Here is a 15,890-nt window from a genome sequence, read left to right as displayed (position 1 = left end):
GGGTGGGGTGGGGTGGAGGTCAGGGTTTGGGCTCGTTGAGGCAGCGTAGGACGGGGAAGCCGGTCAGTTCCTGGGGGGTCAACTCTCGCGCGGTGGTGACGTGGAAGACGGCGCTCTCCCCTGGCAGCAGGGTGACGAGCTGGTCGTCCACGGAGGCGTCCGGGTCGAGCCGGTCCGGGAAGATCGCCAGCTCGCGCAGCAGGCTGGTCGCGGTCACGGTCACCCGGTAGCCGCCGGACGACCGCTCGGCGTGCGCCTCGTAGGCCGCCGGCGGGAGCGCCACGGCCGTGTCCTCGGCGTAGAACGCCACCAGGCGGCCGCCGCCCAACCTGGCCGACAGCAGCTCGCCCGCCGGGTCGCCGGGGACGGCGACGGACGGAGGCAGCGCCACCCTGGTCACCGACCGCGGCTCCACGCGGACGGCGACGACCTCCTTGGCCAGCGGCTCGCCGGAGACGGCCCGCCGCACCAGGTGCAGCTCGCCGGTCCACGGCTCGGCGGCGTCGTTCACCAGGGCCAGCTCGCCGTCCTGGAGGGTGAGCAGGCGGTCGGCGTAGGCGCGGCGCAGGGCGTACCACAGGGGCTTGCGCCGTGCGTCGCCGTCGACCGCCGACCAGGACGTGACCGGCCAGCAGTCGTTGAGCTGCCAGACGATCGTCCCCATGCAGTACGGCATCAGCGACCGGAACCGCTCCACCCCGAACGCCACCGCCCGCGCCTGGTTGACCTGCGTGTAGTAGTGCCAGTCTTCGAACGTCCCCGGCTGCGGCAGGTGCTCGCCCAGGCCGCGCAGCAGCTTGGCCTGCCCGTCGATCGCCTTCTGGTGGGATGAGTCCGGCGTCAGCGGCTCGTGAGAGGAGGCCCTGCGCAGGGTGGCGTACGCGGGCGGCCCCTGGAAGCCGAACTCGGCCACGAAGCGCGGCTTGTAGGCGGCGTAGCGGGTGTAGTCCGCGCGATTCCAGACGTCCCAGATGTGGACGGTGCCGGCGGCGGGGTCGTTCGGGGGCAGGGCCGGCGCGCCGGAGTAGGGGCTGCCCGGCCAGTAGGGGCGGGTGGGGTCGAGCTCGGCGACGATCGACGGCAGCAGGTCGTGGTAGAAGCCCGCGCCCCAGCTCCGGTGGCCGAGCTCGTCCCGCCAGCCCCAGTCGGCGTGGCCCTCCAGGTTCTCGTTGTTGCCGCACCACAGGACCAGGCTCGGGTGCGTGGCGAGCCTGGCGACGTGCTGCCTGGCCTCCGCCTCGACCTCGGAGCGGAACGGCTCCTCCTCCGGGTAGGCCGCGCACGCGAACGGGAAGTCCTGCCACACGAGCAGGCCCAGCTCGTCGGCAAGGTCGTAGAAGTCGTCGCTCTCGTAGAGGCCGCCGCCCCAGACCCGCAGCAGGTTGATCCCGGCGGCGGCGGCCTGCCCGAACCGCTCGGCCAGGCGCTCCCGGGTGACGCGGGCGGGGAAGCAGTCGTCGGGAATCCAGTTGACGCCCCTGACGAACACCGGCACGCCGTTGACCGTCAGCCTGAACGCCTCGCGGTCCAGCTCCACCGAGCGGAACCCGATCCTGCCGTGCCACTCCGCCTCGCCGAGCCGGACGGTCAGGTCGTAGCGGGGCTGGTCGCCGTACCCTCGGGGCCACCACGTCTCGGCGTCGGGCACCTTGAGCGAGAGGACGGCGTCGCGGCCGTCGACGCGCTGTTCCGCGGTTATCCCGGCGATCTCGGCGGACAGGGTGAGCGGGTCCTCGGTCGTGCGCTCGACGCGTACGTGCACGTCCACGATACCGTCGGCGTGCGTGAGCGGGCGGACCTCGGCCAGCCGGGCACCGCTCCAGCTCTCCAGGCCGATCGGCCGCCAGATGCCGGCCGTCACCAGCGTGGGCCCCCAGTCCCAGCCGAAGTTGCAGGCCATCTTGCGGATGAAGGGGTAGGGCTCGTCGTACGCGCCGGGCCGCGCCCCCAGCGCCGCCCGCCGCTCCTCCGCGTAGGCGTAGGCGGAGCCGAAGTGGACGGTCAGCTCGTTGTCGCCGTCGCGCAGCAGGTGGCGGACGGGGAAGCGGTAGGAGCGGTGCTGGTTGGCGGTCTCGCCGATGCGTACGCCGTTGAGGGTGAGCGTGGCGACCGTGTCCAGCCCCTCGCACACCAGGTCCGTCCGCTCGTGCTCGTCCGGTGACCAGGTGAAGGTGGTGCGGTAGGTCCATTCCGTGCGGCCGATCCAGGCCAGCCGGTGCTCGTTGTCGTCCAGGTAGGGATCCTCGATGATCCCGGCCGCGAGCAGGTCGGTGTGCACACAGCCGGGCACACTGGCGGGCACACTGGCGGGCACGGTCGCGAGGTCCCGCGACGACAGGGTCCAGCCGTCGTGCAGCGGACGGTACGTCAAGAAGGTCTCCTTAGCAGGTTTCGAGCTGGGCGCACGCCACGAGATGGCCGGGTTCGGCCTCCAGCAGCCCACCGGACGCGCCCCGTTCGTGGTAGAGGCAGGTGTCCACGGTCGCGGCGTCGTCCCAGGGCTCGTGCAGGCGCGGCACGGCCGACAGCAGCTCGCGCGTGTACGGGTGCAGCGGGTCGCCGAAGACCAGCTCCGTCAGCCCCATCTCCACCACGCTCCCCCGGCGCAGCACCACCGTACGCTCGGCCAGGTAGTTGCCCAGCGAGAGGTCGTGCGTGATGTACAGCACGCCGAGTCCCCTGGACTTCAGCTCGGCCAGCAGGTTGAGCACGTCGATGCGGGTGGAGGCGTCGAGCATGCTGGTGATCTCGTCGGCCACCAGCAGCTTGATGTCCAGCAGCAGTGCGCGGGCGATCAGCAGCCGCTGGAGCTGGCCGCCGCTGAGCTGGTGGGGATACTTGCCGAGCACCTGGCCGGGGTTGAGCCGCACGTCGCGCAGGCTCTGCTCGACGCGTTCCGACCACTCGGGCCCGGGGACGGCGGGGAAGTACGCCTCCTTGATCATGCCGAACACGCGGTCGGCCTTGAACACAGGGTTGAACGAGCTGAACGGGTCCTGGAAGATGCCCTGGATGCGGCGGTAGTACTCCTTGCCGCTCTTGACCGGCAGGCCGTCGAAGGTGATCGAGCCGCTGGTGGCGGGGCTGAGGCCGAGGATCAGGCGGCCGATGGTGCTCTTGCCGCTGCCGCTCTCCCCGATCAGCGAGACGACCTCGCCCGGCGCGACCTCGAAGCTCACGTTCTGGACGGCCGTGACACTCTTGCCGCCGAAGGCGCCGACCCTGAACTGCTTGGTGACGTCCTGGATTCTCAGCATCATGCCTTCCAGCAGGCGACGTGGTGGGCGGGCGCGATCTCGGTCACCGGCGGCTCCTCGGCGCACTCCTCGCCCGCGATGGGGCAGCGGTCCCGGAAGCGGCAGCCGGTGGGCGGGTCGAGCAGTGAGGGCGGGCTGCCGGCGATGCCCTCCAGCCTGCGCTCGGTGTAGCGGACGCCGACCTCGGGCAGCGATTCGAGCAGCAGCCTGGTGTACGGGTGCCGGGGCGCCTTGACGATCACGTCGGCGGGGGCCTTCTCGGCCAGTTTGCCGGCGTACATGACCATGATCGTGTCGGCGATGTGGTGGGTGAGCGCGATGTCGTGGGTGACGAAGATCATGCTCTTGACGTAGCCGCTGTCGCGGAAGCCGAGCAGGGCGCGGGCGACGGCCTTCTGGGTGGAGACGTCGAGCGCGGAGGTGACCTCGTCGGCGATCAGCAGGGACGGGTCGAGCAGCGTGGAGATGACCATCACCATGCGCTGCTTCATGCCGCCGGACAGCTCGATCGGGTAGCGGTCGAGCACCTCGCGCGGCAGCCCGACCTGGTCCATGCGGCGCTCCAGCTCGGCGGTGTCCAGCGCCACCCCCCTCGAGCTGAGCAGCTCGCCGACCATCTTGCGGATCTTGCGGGTGGGGTTGAGCGCGCTCATGGCGTACTGCGGGATGAGGGAGACCTCGCGGAAGCGGAAGTCGTTCATCGCGCGGTCGTCGTCGATCGGCAGCTCCGCGCCGTCGAGCACGACCCGGCCGCCCATGCGGCGCATCCGGCCGTCCATCCGGATCAGGCTCTTGCCGAGGGTGCTCTTGCCGCAGCCGGACTCGCCGACCAGGCCGAGTATCTCGCCGTCGGCCAGGTCGAAGGACATCCCGTCGAGCGCGCGCACCTCGCCCCTGAGCGTCCTGTAGTACACCCTCAGCTCGCTGACCTGCAGACTCATGTCTCCCTCAGTTTCGGGTTGAAGACCTCGTCGAGCCCGACGTTGGCCACGTACAGGGCGCCCACGATGGCGGTGATGGCGGCGCCCGGCGGGATGAACCACCACCACATGCCGAGATGGAGCGCGCTCCACTGGTTGGCGTTCTGCAGCATCAGGCCGAGCGAGGTGCCCTCGGTGGGGCCGAGGCCGATGAAGTCCAGCGAGGACGCGATGAGGATCGAGCCGCCGAACAGCAGGATGAACGTCATGAACAGGTAGGAGCTCATGTTCGGGGCGATCTCCCTGGTGATGATCTTCCAGGTGCCCGAACCGCTCATCCTGGCCAGGTCCACGAACTCCCTGGTACGCAGCGAGAACGTCTGCGCCCTGATCGCCCGCGCCGCCCACGGCCACGACGTCAGCCCGATGAACAGGCCCTGCACGGCCACGCTCCTGATGCCCAGGTAGGCGTTGATGATCAGTAGCACGGCCAGGGTGGGGATGACCAGGATGATGTTGGTCAGCATGTTGAGCACCTCGTCGACGATGCCGCCCAGGTAACCGGCGACGAAGCCGACGAGCATGCCGAGTATCGCGGCGATGCCGCCGCCGACCACGCCCACGGCGAAGGTGCTGCGCAGGCCGTGCACGAACTGGGCGAAGATGTCCTGGCCGAACGTCGTGGTGCCGAACCAGTTCTCGGCCGAGGGCGGGCTCATGGGGCGGGGGCCGTACTCGTTGGGGGCGGCGTCGACCAGCAGCGGCCCGACCAGCCCGAGCACGAGCAGGGCGAGCACGATGCCCAGCCCGGCCATCAGCTTGCCGTTGCGCACCGCGAAGTAGAGCGCCTCGCGCCGCACGCCCTCCCGCTCGCGCGGGGCGACTTCCTGGAGTGCCGTCATGCCTGCGCACCCGCCATTCCCGCCCTGGTACGCGGATCGACCACGACGTAGACGATGTCGATGATGAAGTTGGCGATCAATACCCCGAGCACGATGAACAGGAACGTGCCCTGGAGGAGGAAGAAGTCCTTGTTCTGGATGGCCTTGAGTATCAGGCTGCCGAGGCCGGGGTAGGCGAAGACGATCTCGGTGACCAGCGCGCCCGCCACCAGGGTGCCGAGTTGCAGGGCCAGGCCGGTGATCTGGGGCAGGACGGCGTTGCGGAAGGCGTACCTGCGGATCAGCCTGGAGGGCGCGCCGAGCGCGGACAGGTAGTTGGAGTAGTCGGACTCCAGCTCATAGATGATCATGTTGCGCATGCCGATCGCCCAGCCGCCCAGCGCCACCAGGAACAGCGACAGGAACGGCAGCGTCCAGTGGTGCAGCAGGTCGAGCACGAACGTCCACGACCAGTTGGGCCGCATCGAGAAGCTGTAACCGCCGGCGACGGGGAAGAGGCCCGCGATCACGCCGAACGTCCAGGCCAGCAGCACCGCCAGCCACATGTACGGCATCGCCGTCAGGACGTACCCGACCGGCAGCACGGTGTTGTCGAGGAGCTTGCGCCGGGCGGCGTACGCGCCGAACCGGTTGCCCACCACCCAGCTCAGCAGCACGGACGGGATGATCAGCGCCAGCGTGTACGGCACCGCGCCCGCGATGACGGCGCTGACCGGGGTGGGGAACAGCCAGATGCTGATCCCGAAGTCGCCGCTGAAGAGCGCGCCCCAGAAGTTGAGGTACTGCTGCCACAGCGGCTGGTCGAAGCCGAACAGCGAGCTGTAGTAGGCCCGCATCGCCTCCACGGCCTCGGTGTTGGTGACGTTGGCCCGCGCGATCATGCTGGCGACCGGGTCGCCCGGCATGAAGCGCGGGATCATCCAGTTGACCGTGACGGCGACGAAGAAGGTCAGTCCGTAGATGAGGAGTTTCCTGCCGAAATAACGACGCACGTTCAGTATCTCCGTGAAGGCCCTCCACCCCCCGGGGTTCTGGGGGCGGAGGGAAGGGGTTCGTTCGGTCAGGAACTCAGGAGGCCGCGGGCTGGAGCTGGGTGAGCGTCTCGAAGCCGCCCAGCTCGAACCAGTTGCGCCACATCACGGCGCCGGTCTTGGGCGCGCTGCCGTCGGCGGCCGGCCAGTTCTTCCACACGGTGGTGCTGTGCTGCGCCCAGAGGCCGTTGTACCAGAGCGGGATGACCGGCATGTCGTCCAGATGGATCTGCTGGAGTTGCGAGGTGATCTTCTTCATCCCCTCGACGTCGTCGGTCTTGACCTGGTCGAGCTGCTGGACGAGGTCCCACGCCTTCTCGTTCTCGTACCTGGCGAAGTTGACCGTGTTCTGCTGCTTCCTGATCGGGAGCTGGAACATGTACTCGTAGTAGGTGTACGGCGAGTTCGACAGTTGCCGCTCGTTGTTGATCAACAGGTCGAAGTCGCCCTCGACACGCCTCTCCACCAGTGCGTTGCTGTCGGGGAAGTCAGGCGTGATCTGGATGCCGCCTTCCTTGGCGGCGGCCGAGATGGACCTGGCCGCCTCCATCCAGTCCGTCCAGCCGGACGGCACGATGAGGGACAGGTTGATCTTGGAGCCGTCCTTGTTCTCCACGTACCCGTCGCCGTCGGTGTCCCGGTAACCGGCGTCCGACAGCAGTTTCTCGGCCTTGGCGGTGTCGAAGGTGAAGCCTGAGGCGGAGACCACGCTCTGGTCCACGTACTCGTCCCACTGAGGCAGCAGGCCGGTCGGGCTGGCGGCCTTGACGAGGTTGCCGTACACGCTTTCGACGATCTGCTTGACGTTGACCGAGGAGGCCAGCGCCTTCCGGAAGGCCGGGTCGTTCATCGGCTTCTTCGTCGTGTTGGGCACCAGCCAGGCGGTGTTGGCCGAGAGCATGTAAGGAGGCTCTTTGTAGTACGTGGTCAGGCCGAAGTTCCCCTGGACCAGGTTGGCCACGCCGGGCAGGAAGTTGTTGCTGAGGTCGAGGCCCTTCTGCAGCAGCATGCCCATCGCCACCTCGTTGCTCGGGGTGGCGATGTCGACGATGTAGCGCGGCTTCGGCTCCATGTTGAGCGTCGCCTTGCCCCACCAGTCATCGCGCCGCTGCAGCACCACACGGTCCTGGCCCTTGCTCATGAACGTGTACGCGCCCGTGCCGACCGGGTTCTCGTTGACCCCGTCGAGGACCTCCTGCTCCGAGCGGCCCTTCCAGATGTGCTCGGGGACGATCGAGCGGGTGTAGAGCATGAAGTCCCACTGCTGGTAGTTGGCCTTGGAGAAGGTGAACTTCACGGTCTGGTCGTCCGTGGCCTCCGCGCTCTCCAGCCACTCCCACACCTGGTGGTACGGGATCGTCTCCATCTTGCCCAGCTCGAAGGAGAACACGACGTCCGTGGCGGTGAACGGCTGCCCGTCGGCCCACTTGATCCCGGGCCTGAGCTTGAGCTCGTAGGTGGTGTCGTCCACCCACGTGCCACTGGCCGCCAGCCATGGCGTCAGTTTGCCCGCGTTCGTGTCGTAGTGGAACAGCGTCTCGTAGACCAGGCCCTTGGTGCCGACCGCCGAGTCCCATTCCCTGATCGGGTTGAAGTTGGGCGCGGGACCCCACTGGGTGCCCGTCGTGTAGAGCGTCTCGTTTCGGGGCAACTGGTCCGGGTTGGCGCTGGCCACCGCGCCCTGGCTCTGCGGCTGGGAGGCAGGCGGGGTCGGTGTGGATCCGCCCCCGGTGCAGGCCGCGGCGAAGAGGCCCGCCGCCGCGAGCGGAATCATGATCCGAGCCCGGTTACGCATTGCTTCTCTCCTTCCCTCCGCGCCCGGCGCGAAGGTTCGCACGTCTGCTTGGACACCCCCGATGGACCGGGCTCGTACGGGCCCCGCGCCGCCCGGGAGAGCCCTGCTGGGAGCGCTCCCACGAGTTACGCGAGCACTCCCGCCGTCGAGACCGGTGAGCGATCACTCTTCAGGTAGGGCAGATCGCACACGACCTGCTGAACCGGATAAGTACCGCGAACGTAAATTCCGCGTGTCCGCGCCGTCAAGGGTCGTGACGCTTTCGAGACGAAGGGTGAGCAACCGCTCCCACGGCCGGAAAATAGGGCGGAATGCGGCGTGTGCAGGCAGGACGTCGCTCCGGTGGGCCGGGTGGCTAACCGGTTCAACCCTCTGAGAGCGGGCGGGTTTCCGGCCCCGCCTGGCAGCCGCGTCGCAGGGGCCTTAGACGTCTCTCAGGCCACTGTGGTTTACCTCTCAGATCACAGAAATGTCTCTATTTTCATGACAAGTCGGTTGCGGCCCCGACAGAATGCCCAACCATCCAGCGTCTATCGCAACTGGAGGAACCCGCTATGCGTAGACCCCTTGGGGTACTCGCCGGTCTGGTGAGCGCGGTGGCTCTCTGCCCGCCGATCACCGCGGCCGAGGCTGTCACGGCCGACGAGGCCGCGATGTCAGCGGAAGCCCGATGCCGCGTGAGCGTGGCCAAACCCCGGCTCAACGACACCGGCAAGATCGAATCGACCGCCACCCGGCGCGGCTGCCTGCAGCCCGCGCTGTTCCGTATCCGTATCCTGCGCGCCGTCCCTGGCCGTGACCCGGTCGTCAAGAGCGGCGCGACCAAGGAGGGCCCCATCACCCTCGCCCAGCCGTGCAAGCCCGGCACCTACTACGCGTTCGCCACCGACTACCTGGGCCACACCGTCAGATCCAAGCCGGTCAAGCTGTCCTGCTCCCCCACACAGGCCAAACCGCCGTCCTCCGGCACGGCAGGCACGGTCGGCACGGCCATGGAGAACGAGGTCGTCCGGCTGACGAACGCCGAGCGGGCCAAGGGCGGCTGCCGGCCGCTCAAGCACGACCCGCAACTGCGCGCCGCCGCCTTCGGCCATTCCAAGGACATGGCGGCGAAGGGCTACTTCGACCACGAGTCCCAGGACGGCCGTGACTTCATGGACCGCATCAGGGCGGCCGGCTTCAGCGGCGGAACCACCTTCGCCGAGAACATCGCCGCCGGCCAGCCCACCGCCGCCGCGGTGGTCCAGGGCTGGATGGAGAGCCCAGGGCACCGGCAGAACATCATGAACTGCTCCTTGACCCTCATCGGGGTCGGCGCGGCTCGGAGCAGCTCCCGTTACGGGATCTACTGGACCCAGGACTTCGCCGGCCGGTAACCACTCTGGCCGGCCGGCGAAGCGGCCAGGGTCCGATGAGGGCCATCGGACCCTGGCCCCCTCACCGATCAGCCCATCTCCTCCAGCTTGCGGCCCTTGGTCTCCCTGACCCACTTCGCCACGAAGCCGAACGACAGGAGGGCGAAGAGCGCGTACGCGGCGTACGTGAGCGGCAGGTTCCACTCCGACAGCGCCGGGAACGACACCGTGACCGCCCAGTTGGCGATCCACTGGGCCCCGGCGGCGACGCCCAGGGCGGCGGCGCGGATCCGGTTCGGGAACATCTCCCCCAGCAGCACCCACACCACCACGCCCCACGACAGGGCGAAGAACAACACGAACACGTTGGCCGCGACGAGCGCGATCGGACCCTGCGGGCTGGGCAGCGAGACCGCGCCGTCCGCCATCCTGGCCGCACTGAACGCCCACGCGGCGGTGGCCAGCCCGATCGCCATCCCGGCCGAACCGATCATCAGCAGCGGCCTGCGCCCGATCCTGTCCACCAGCGCGATCGCGATGAAGGTGCCGACGATGTTGATGATCGAGCTGGAGAAGCTGATCAGCAGGGAGTCCGCCTGGTTGATGCCGACCGACTGCCACAGCACCGACGAGTAGTAGAAGATCACGTTGATGCCGACCAGCTGCTGGAAGGCCGACAGGGCGATGCCGATCCAGACGATCGGCAGCAGCCCGAACGCGTGGCCGCGCAGGTCCTTCAGCCCCGGCACGCGCTCGGTCCTGAGCACGTTCTGGATCTCCGCGATGCGGTCGTCGAGGGCCACGTCCCCCTCGACCTCGGCCAGCACCTCGCGCGCCCGCTTGGTGCGCCCCGACATGACCAGGTAACGCGGGGACTCCGGGATGGCCAGGGCGAACAGCAGGTAGAGCAGGGCGGGCACCGCGCAGGCCCCCAGCATCCACTGCCACGCCTGCAGCGGCCCCAGATGGTTGTTCACCTCGCCGCCGGCGAGCTGCGCGATCAGGTAGTTGACGAGCTGCGAGACCGCGATGCCGAGCACGATGGCGAGCTGCTGGAACGACCCCAGCCGGCCACGGTAGGCGGGCGGCGAAACCTCGGCGATGTACGCGGGACCGAGCACCGACGCCATGCCGATCGCGAAGCCCGCCATCACCCGCCACAGCGCCAGGTCCCAGATGGCGAACGGCAGCATCTGCCCGATAGAGCTGACCGCGAACAGCAGCGCCGCCACCTGCATGGACCGGGTGCGCCCCCACCGGTCGGCCAGCCCGCCGCCCGCCCACGCCCCGACGGCGGAGCCGAGCAGCGCGATGGCCACCACCAGCCCGGTCTGGACCGCGCCCACCTGGAAGTGCCGCTGGATGCCGACGACCGCGCCGTTGATGACGGAGCTGTCGTACCCGAACAGGAATCCGCCGATGGCCGCGGCCGCCGTGATGAACACCACGTGGCCCAGATGTTCATGATGGGTGTGCCGAATAACCATGCGGGTCCTTACCCGCGGATCACCTGTTTACCCGGGCTTTGTTCACAGGCGGGGGTCGACCGGCTCCGACTCCAGGGCGAGGACCGCGAAGACCGGCTCGTGCACGCGCCAGCCCGCCTCGCCGTCCGCCAGCCGGGACAGCGCCTCCAGGCCGAGCGCGTACTCGCGCAGCGCCAGCGAGCGCTTCTTGCCGAGGAAGCGCCTGCGCAGCACGTCGAGCGACTCGGTGTAGTCGGGGCCGTAGATGATCCGCAGGTATTCGCGCCCGCGCACCTTGATCCCCGGCTGGACCCGGCCTGGCGTGTACGCGGCCGGCTTGACCACCATGCCCTCGCCGCCCGCCGCCGTCATCGACTCCCACCACGCGGTCGCCTCTGCCCGCGACCGCGGCGAGCCGAGGTCGACGACCACGTGCCGGGTCGCGGTGATCAGCGGCGAGTCGAGCAGCGCCAGCGTGGACAGGTGCCAGGCGTGCGGCTCCAGCGCCGTGGCCCGCCCCTCGCAGGCCAGGATCTGGAACGGCGCCAGCCGGATCCCCTCCAGCCCGTCGACCGGCCAGCAGTAACGCGCATAGGCGTCCCTGAACAGGGCAGCGTTCCCTGAGCGGCGCCGGGTGCGGTCAAGCAGATCCCCCACACCCAGCCCGCGCCCGGCCGCCGCCTCCAGAGCCGAGACCGCCTCGGGCAGCGCGGCGCGCGCGGCCGCCCCGACGGAGGCGTACTGTGCTCTGATCAGCTCGCCGGCCTTCGCCGACCAGGGCAGCAGCTCGCAGTCGAGCACCACCCAGTCCGAGCCCAGCTCGGCCCAGAGCGGCTCGCAGGCCCCGCGCAGCCGCTCCACGAGCGGCGCCGTGTCGTTGAAGAACGGCCGCCCGGTACGCGTGTAGACGGCGCCCACGCCGCCGTCCGTCACGCCGAACCGTTCCGCGGCCACCTCGGGCGTCCTGGCCAGCACGGCGACCGCCCGCGAGCCCATGTGCTTCTCCTCGCACACGACCTCGGCCACCCCCGCGGCGGCGAACTCCTCGAACGCCTCGTGCGGGTGCTCCAGGTAGCCGTCGAGCCGGGACGTCTCTGGCGGGGCCATGGTCGGCGGCAGGTAGAGCAGCCAGCGCGGATCCACCGCGAACCGGCTCATGACCTCCAGGGCCGCCGCCGCGTTCTGCTCCATGACCTTGACCCGGGGGCCGAACCTGGTCTCGACGTACCGGGTGCCGATCACGTCGTTGATGTCCAGCATGCCCGGATCGCGGGTGGTGGCGGCGCCCAGCGGCTTGACGGACTCGTACCAGGTCTTCTCGGCGGGGACCTGGACGAGCTCGCGTTCGGGGTAGCGCAGCGCGGTCAGCTCGCCACCGAACACGCAGCCGGTGTCCAGGCAGATCGTGTTGTTGATCCACTCCGACCTGACCGTGGGCGTGTGGCCGTAGACGACCATCGCCCGGCCTCGGTACTCGTCGGCCCACGGGTAGCGGACCGGCAGGCCGTACTCGTCGGTCTCGCCGGTGGTGTCGCCGTAGAGCGCGAAGGCGCGCACCCGCTTGGAGGCGCGGCCGTGGTATGCCTCCTTCAGCCCGGCGTGCGCGACGACGAGCCGGCCGCCGTCCAGCCGGTAGTGGCTGAGCAGGCCGTCCATGAACGTCCGCGCCCGGTCCACGAACTCGGGTGGCTGCGCGGCGAGCTGGTCGAGCGACTCCTGCAGGCCGTGCGCGACCTTGACCTTGCGGCCGTTGAGCGCGCGTACGAGCTTCTGCTCGTGGTTGCCGGCCACGCAGATCGCGGTGCCGGCCTCGACCATGTCCATCACCAGCCGCAGCACGCCGGGCGTGTCGGGCCCGCGGTCCACCAGGTCGCCGACGAACACGGCGGTACGGCCCTCCGGGTGCGTCAGCCCCCGCCAGCCCAGCTCGCCCAGCAGCGTCTCCAGCTCCGCGCGGCAGCCGTGCACGTCGCCGATGACGTCGAACGGGCCGGTCAGGTCCGTCCTGTCGGACCACGCCTTCTCGTACGTGATCCCGGCCTGCTCGATCTCGTCGAGCCCGTGCAGCACGTGAACCTTCCTGAACCCGTCGCCCGAGATCTTGCCGAGCGAGCGGCGCAGGTCCTTGCGCTGGCGGATCACCACGCCGGGGCCGAAGTCGCGGTCGGGGCGGCCGGCGTTGCGCTCGATGGCCACCTCCTCCGGCGCGTCCAGGACGATCGCGTCGGCCAGCACGTCGTGCTTCCTGGCCAGGTCGATGAGGCTCTTGCGGGCGGCGTACTGGACGTTGGTGGCGTCGACCACGGTGAACAGGCCGCGGGCCAGGCGCACGCCGACGATGTGGTGCAGCAGGTCGAACGCCGCCGGGGTGGCCGACTGGTCGTTCTCGTCGTCGGAGACCAGGCCGCGGCAGAAGTCGGAGGAGATCACCTGCGTGGGCTTGAAGTGCTTCCTCGCGAACGTCGACTTCCCGCTGCCCGACACTCCGACGAGCACCACGAGGGACAGCTCAGGAACGCTGATCACGGGTGAACACTCCCATCTGGGTGGGCGGGCCGACCTCGGGGTCGTCCTCGCCGACCGGCTCGAACGCGACCTGGTAGCCGTACCGGCCGGCCACCCCGGTGGCCCACGCGGCGAACTCGGCGCGGGTCCACTCGAAGCGGTGGTCGGGGTGGCGCAGGCCGGTCAGGAACTCGTACCGCACGTTGTACTCGATGTTGGGGGTCGTGACGAGCACGTGTCCCGGCTTGGCGTGGCCGAACACGACGCGTTCGAGCGCGGCCAGGCGGGGCGGGTCGACGTGCTCGATCACCTCCATGAGCACGGCGGCGTCGTAGCCGGACAGGCGCCTGTCGGTGTACGTGAGCGCGCCCTGGAACAGGGTGAGCCTGGCACGCCTGCTGTCGGGCATGCGGTCCAGGCGCAGCTTGCGGGCGGCGATGGTGAGCGCCATCGAGGACACGTCCATGCCGCCGACCTTGGCGAACCTGGGCTGGGCCAGCAGCGCGCCGACCAGGTCGCCCTGACCGCAGCCCAGGTCGATCACGCTCACGGCGCCGAGCTCGGCCAGCATGGCGAGCACGGCTTCACGCCGCCGGACGTTCAGCGGCTTGACCTTGACCACCTCTTCGGGGACCACCTCCTCCGGGACCACCTCCTCGGGAGGGGCGGTGTGGGCTTCGGCTTCGGCGGCGGCGACCTCGTCGGCGGCCGTCTCCTCCGGCGGGGCGTCCTCCTCGACGGCGGGCTCCAGCTGCTCCTCCGTCTCGTCGCCCAGCTCGGCCAGCCTGGCCAGCGCCGTACGGGCCAGCGACCAGCGCCGCCCCAGGTAACGCCGGGTGATCAGGCCGCGCTCCGGATGCCCGTGCAGCCACCCGGCGCCGGCCCTGATCAGCTTGTCGACCTCGTCGGGCGCGATCCAGTAGTGCTTGCCGTCGTCGAGCACCGGCAGCAACACGTACAGGTGGTTGAGCGCGTCGGCGAGGCGCACGGTCCCGCGCAGATCAAGCCGGACATATCGTGAATCGCCCCACTCGGGGAAGCCGTCGTCGAGCGGCAGCGCCTGCGCGCCGACCTCCCACCCCAGCGGCTCAAACAACCGCCGCGCCAGGTCGGGGCCACCCCGGCAGGGCAGCGCGGGCAGCCGGAGCTCCAGCGGCAGGGCCGCGCCGGCCAGCTCGGGACGGGCCGCGCAACGGCCCGCCCGCGCGGTGCGGAACACGCTGCCCAGCGCCACGGCCAGCAGCGACGAGGCCGCGTACGGCCGGTCGTTGACGTACTGCGACAGGCTGAAGTCGGGCGAGCCCTTGCCCCTGGACCTGACCAGCGCGATGGGATCGACCTCGAGCATGAGCGCCGCCGTGCAGCGCCGGTCGTCCGCCTCCGGGTAGAACACCGTGGCCGTGCCGAACGACTGGCTGAACTCCTGCACGCGCTCGGGATGCTTGTGCAGGAGAAAGCCCAGATCGGTGGCGGGATTCGCGGTGGTCGTGATCGTCAGCAGCACGCCCCAAGTCTGCCGTAACCCCGCAAAGCGCCGCCATTCGATTACTACACGTGCGGGAGGACCTCGGCGGCGATCAGCTCCAGGTGCTCGAGATCGGCCAGGTCGAGCACCTGCAGGTAGACCCGCTCGGCGCCCAGCTCGGCGAACTTCCCGAGCTTCGCCACCACCTCGGCCGGGGTGCCGGCCAGGCCGGCCTCGCGCAGCGCGACGGGGTCCTCCCCGATGGCGGCCGCACGCCGCTCGACCTCGGCCAGGTCGGCGCCGACGACGACGGTCTGCGCCGCCGAGAGGAGCACGTCGCGTCCCGTCGACTCGCACGCCGCACGCACCCTGGCGAACGCCTCTCCCGTCTCGGCCAGCGTGTGGAACGGCACGTTGTACTCGTCCGCGTACGTCGCCGCGAGCCGCGGCGTGCGCTTGGCCCCGACCCCGCCGATGATCAACGGCGGCCGTGGCCGCTGCGCCGGCTTGGGCAGCGCGGGCGAGTCGGCGAGCCGGTAGTACCTGCCCTCGAAGGAGTAGCCCTTCTCCGCCGTCCACAGACCGGTGATGATCTCCAGCTGCTCCTCGAACCGGCCGAACCGCTCCGCCACCGGCGGGAACGGGATGCCGTACGCCGCGTGCTCACCGTCGTACCAGCCGGTGCCGAAGCCGAGTTCGACCCGGCCGCCGCTCATCTGGTCGACCTGCGCGACGCTGATCGCCAGCGGCCCTGGCAGGCGGAACGTGGCCGGCGTCACCAGGGTGCCCAGCCGGATCCGCGAGGTCTCCCTGGCGAGGCCGGCCAGAGTGATCCAGGCGTCGGTGGAGCCGGGGCCGGGGTCGCCGGCACCGATGCGTTGATAGTGGTCAGACCGGAAGAAAGCATCAAATCCCAGGCGTTCGGTGGCCTGGGCGACCGCGAGCAGGTCGTCATATGTCGCGCCCTGCTGGGGCTCGGTGAAGATCCGCAGCTTCATGACGCCATTATCCGCACAAGGCGGGCGTGAACCGTAAAAGGCCCGCACCGCGGCGTGAATCCTTGCTAATGTTCTCGGTCGAGCGCTCTACGTAGTCGTCTGATCACTTGGAGTGATCCATGTCGCGACACAAGAAAGAACCGGGCATGCTCCCGCGTCCCCTCACCATCCTGGGGGCGCTCGCGCTCACCGCAGC

11 protein-coding genes are annotated in these 15,890 nt (G+C 69.7%); 1 reads left to right on the top strand and 10 read right to left on the bottom strand.

Features of this window, described 5'->3' with window-relative positions; all coding sequences use genetic code 11:
• Positions 1-19: 19 nt before the first annotated feature.
• The 6 genes from ITP53_RS45815 to ITP53_RS45790 form a co-directional block, all read right to left on the bottom strand.
• Positions 20-2,371: a glycoside hydrolase family 2 protein gene (locus tag ITP53_RS45815; protein ID WP_195901759.1), complete on the bottom strand. Its 2,352-nt coding sequence runs from the start codon at positions 2,369-2,371 to the stop codon at positions 20-22.
• A 10-nt stretch (positions 2,372-2,381) separates the two neighbouring features.
• On the bottom strand, positions 2,382-3,257 hold the full coding sequence (locus ITP53_RS45810; RefSeq protein ID WP_195901760.1) for an ATP-binding cassette domain-containing protein: 876 nt from the start codon (positions 3,255-3,257) through the stop codon (positions 2,382-2,384).
• On the bottom strand, positions 3,257-4,198 hold the full coding sequence (locus ITP53_RS45805) for an ABC transporter ATP-binding protein (RefSeq protein WP_195901758.1): 942 nt from the start codon (positions 4,196-4,198) through the stop codon (positions 3,257-3,259). Before ITP53_RS45805 ends, ITP53_RS45810 begins: the two co-directional genes overlap by 1 nt.
• A complete protein-coding gene (locus ITP53_RS45800; RefSeq protein ID WP_195901757.1) occupies positions 4,195-5,079 on the bottom strand; it encodes an ABC transporter permease in 885 nt (294 codons plus the stop codon). Before ITP53_RS45800 ends, ITP53_RS45805 begins: the two co-directional genes overlap by 4 nt.
• A complete protein-coding gene (locus ITP53_RS45795) occupies positions 5,076-6,071 on the bottom strand; it encodes an ABC transporter permease (protein ID WP_195901756.1) in 996 nt (331 codons plus the stop codon). The genes ITP53_RS45800 and ITP53_RS45795 overlap by 4 nt, the downstream gene beginning before the upstream one ends.
• Before the next feature lie 76 nt (positions 6,072-6,147).
• Positions 6,148-7,905 carry an ABC transporter substrate-binding protein gene (locus tag ITP53_RS45790; protein ID WP_195901755.1) on the bottom strand — a complete coding sequence of 586 codons (1,758 nt, stop codon included), beginning with the start codon at positions 7,903-7,905 and terminating at the stop codon, positions 6,148-6,150.
• 554 nt (positions 7,906-8,459) lie between these two features.
• Here ITP53_RS45790 and ITP53_RS45785 point away from each other — a divergent pair.
• On the top strand, positions 8,460-9,281 hold the full coding sequence (locus ITP53_RS45785) for a CAP domain-containing protein (RefSeq protein ID WP_195901754.1): 822 nt from the start codon (positions 8,460-8,462) through the stop codon (positions 9,279-9,281).
• Positions 9,282-9,349: 68 nt separating this feature from the next.
• Here ITP53_RS45785 and ITP53_RS45780 read toward each other — a convergent pair whose 3' ends face one another.
• From ITP53_RS45780 to ITP53_RS45765, 4 genes are read right to left on the bottom strand one after another with little or no spacing between them, the layout of a single operon-like run.
• Entirely contained in the window at positions 9,350-10,747 is a 1,398-nt protein-coding gene (locus ITP53_RS45780; RefSeq protein ID WP_195901753.1) for a sugar porter family MFS transporter, read from the bottom strand.
• A gap of 42 nt (positions 10,748-10,789) precedes the next feature.
• On the bottom strand, positions 10,790-13,252 hold the full coding sequence (locus ITP53_RS45775) for a polynucleotide kinase-phosphatase (protein ID WP_195901752.1): 2,463 nt from the start codon (positions 13,250-13,252) through the stop codon (positions 10,790-10,792).
• Positions 13,236-14,735 (bottom strand): 3' terminal RNA ribose 2'-O-methyltransferase Hen1, encoded by a 1,500-nt coding sequence (locus ITP53_RS45770; protein ID WP_195901751.1) that lies wholly within the window; start codon positions 14,733-14,735, stop codon positions 13,236-13,238. Before ITP53_RS45770 ends, ITP53_RS45775 begins: the two co-directional genes overlap by 17 nt.
• A 44-nt stretch (positions 14,736-14,779) precedes the next feature.
• Entirely contained in the window at positions 14,780-15,694 is a 915-nt protein-coding gene (locus tag ITP53_RS45765; protein WP_195901750.1) for an LLM class F420-dependent oxidoreductase, read from the bottom strand.
• Positions 15,695-15,890 lie beyond the last annotated feature (196 nt).

The sequence above is a fragment of the Nonomuraea cypriaca genome, assembly GCF_015645445.1.
In the GTDB taxonomy this organism is placed as follows: Bacteria; Actinomycetota; Actinomycetes; order Streptosporangiales; family Streptosporangiaceae; genus Nonomuraea; species Nonomuraea cypriaca.
This window is presented reverse-complemented; position numbering and strand designations above follow the sequence as displayed.